Raw genomic sequence first — 2,340 nt, 5'->3', positions numbered from 1 at the left:
CAACAATTTTTTGATTTTTGTCAGTGTTGTTTACATGGCCTTCAATAAGTTTTTGAGTCTCAAGCAGGGTTACTTGGTAATCATCATCAAACTCAAAGTTAATAAAGTAGAAGCCTTTGGTCTTATCTCTAACCGATCTTACTGATAAGAAATCAGTCTCCCAAGCTAGTTCAGCGCTAAATACAGTTTTTGAATCTGTTGTGTCTTTTTGCAAAAGAATAATAGTTGAGCCAAAATGAAAAATAAATTGACCGGCGCCACAACTTGAGGCTGGTGTAGTTGACAAATCACCACGCTCAAGCGCATCCGCAATTTGCTTCAATTGGGCGTTGTTTAGTTGGATGTACTTTGCATCTAGATAGACATCAACATCGGCATCAGGGTGGTTGTTTTTAATATATTCAACTAACTTATTTAACATGGCTTTGTACTGTAAATGAAAGAGATGGATTATACCTGATTACAGAAAAACTGCCAGAATGGTGTTAGCTTTGATCTAAACTATGTGTGTATTTAATCGCATAAACATCAAAGATGCTAATCGCCATTGCAGCAATAATTGGGCCGATAAATAAACCCAATATACCAAACTGCATAATACCTGCTAAGGTTGATAGTACGGTAATCAGTGTATGATCTAACGCACTTTTTTGACCAGATTTTTTAGAGATTTTTTGAATGATTAGCGGTCTAATAAAGTTATCTAAAATCACACCGATAAAAACAGCACCAAAGATAACAATAATTAAGGCATCAACATTTTGCCCTTGTGAGTATAGATATAGACTCAAAGGTAGCCAAATGATCAGGCCGCCGAGTACTGGAATAAAACTAGCTAGCGCCATGGCTAAACCAAAGTATAAAACCGGTAGCCCAACAAGCATCATTCCGATTGAAAATATTAAGCCTTGAAGAATAGCGATGATAAACACACTGCCAACTAAGCTAATAGACAAGCCTGCAAATTGATTAAGCAAAATATCATCCAAATGATTTTCCAAAGGTGATAAATCTTTCAAACGCTTTACTGTGTTTTTTCCATCAATATAGAAATAGTACAATGAAAAAATCATCACAATCAAAAAGAAAATGAAGTGAGAAGATAGATTAACAATACTTTTTAAAATCACCACTGAAAAATCTTTCAGACTGATAATAATGCTGTCCAAATTGTTACCTATCGAGTCTTTTAAGTTGTTAATGATTGAATCAGATAATGGCAGTGTCATGATGATCTGATTAAATATCTGCTTAGAGCTCTCCACGGTGAAATCTAATTTAATGATTTGTATTAGGTTTGATATTTCAATGCCACTCATTAACAAAATATAGCTAAGGGGTAATATCAGGATAACCGTTATCAGCAGTGTCATAATGATGGCAGAAACACTCGCAGAAAAACGAGTCTGTAATTTTGTGTATTGAGTAAAACTGGCAATGGCAATTAACAATGCTAAAAACAATGAAGGTATAAAAGGCATAAAAAGCCAAATAAGTCCGCCAATGGCTAGCAATAATAGGCTTAGTATAAAGCCGTGTTCGTAGGGTGTTTTGGTTTTTTTATTCATTGGTTTTCCATTTTTATAACGGTATAAGCGATTTCTTCATAAGGGTGTGCAAATTTCATGGCTTCGAGTGCACGTGGCAAATGATCATCGGTACAAATCATTTCTACTTTGTATTCTTTAATAACTTCCAACTTATCTAAAAGGCCAATAGTAGGATGAGCATCACCAATAGGTTTGAATTGACCCATACCAATGGTTTGCCAAGCACATTGTTCGTAGTTATTGTATCGGCCAGCACCTGCATCAAACATGGCATTTTTTACTATCTCTAAGTCTATTTCTGGTACGTAAAAACTAATTTGAACCATTAAAAAACCCCTTTTAAATAACGCAGTCTCTCATCTTCTTGCATGCGTTCAATAGCATATCTTAAAGTAGTTCTAGGCAGTTGTGCGTAGTTTTCTTGTAGGAAGGCTACGCAAACATTGCTATTTTTTTTATAAATTTCTCTTAACATCCAACCAAGTGCCTTATGAATTAAATCCTCTTTATCGTTTAATAATAGCTTGCCAATCCTGAGTGTCGGTTCAAAGTTAGCTTGCTTGATAAAGGCAAATGTAGAAACAATAGCAATGCGCCTGTGCCATAAGTTGGATGATGTGCCCCAATCATCAAGTATTGGCAATTGCGCCGGATAATTAAAAAGATAGTTGCCAATGATTTGAGGTGTTGAATAATCTACCAAATCCCAGTTATTAACTGCTTGTAAGTTGTTAATATAATAATTAAATACTTCATGTTGATTTCCGGCTTGATATTGATAAACCAAAAT

The 2,340-nt window shown here is 35.0% G+C and carries 4 protein-coding genes; all 4 read right to left on the bottom strand.

Annotated elements, in window-relative coordinates:
• Positions 1-421: hypothetical protein (locus BTHERMOSOX_RS08380; RefSeq protein ID WP_138120630.1), on the bottom strand; the 421-nt coding region annotated here is incomplete at its 3' end.
• A gap of 64 nt (positions 422-485) precedes the next feature.
• Complete coding sequence (locus tag BTHERMOSOX_RS08375) at positions 486-1,568, bottom strand: AI-2E family transporter (protein WP_138120629.1); 1,083 nt, start codon at positions 1,566-1,568, stop codon at positions 486-488.
• On the bottom strand, positions 1,565-1,876 hold the full coding sequence (locus BTHERMOSOX_RS08370) for a YqfO family protein (RefSeq protein WP_138120628.1): 312 nt from the start codon (positions 1,874-1,876) through the stop codon (positions 1,565-1,567). Before BTHERMOSOX_RS08370 ends, BTHERMOSOX_RS08375 begins: the two co-directional genes overlap by 4 nt.
• Positions 1,876-2,340 (bottom strand): DNA alkylation repair protein (locus tag BTHERMOSOX_RS08365; RefSeq protein WP_171004704.1); only part of this gene is annotated, 465 nt, incomplete at its 5' end. The genes BTHERMOSOX_RS08370 and BTHERMOSOX_RS08365, both read right to left, overlap by 1 nt.

The sequence above is a fragment of the Bathymodiolus heckerae thiotrophic gill symbiont genome, assembly GCF_900128515.1.
Taxonomy (GTDB): Bacteria; Pseudomonadota; Gammaproteobacteria; order PS1; family Pseudothioglobaceae; genus Thioglobus_A.
The sequence above is the reverse complement of the archived record's forward strand: the minus strand, read 5'-3'. Positions and strand labels throughout refer to the sequence as shown.

Bases quoted from the DNA above. Each gene is read 5' to 3' on its own strand.
- BTHERMOSOX_RS08370 (WP_138120628.1), bottom strand. From the start codon at position 1,876: ATGGTTCAAATTAGTTTTTACGTACCAGAAATAGACTTAGAGATAGTA.
- BTHERMOSOX_RS08375 (WP_138120629.1), bottom strand. From the start codon at position 1,568: ATGAATAAAAAAACCAAAACACCCTACGAACACGGCTTTATACTAAGC.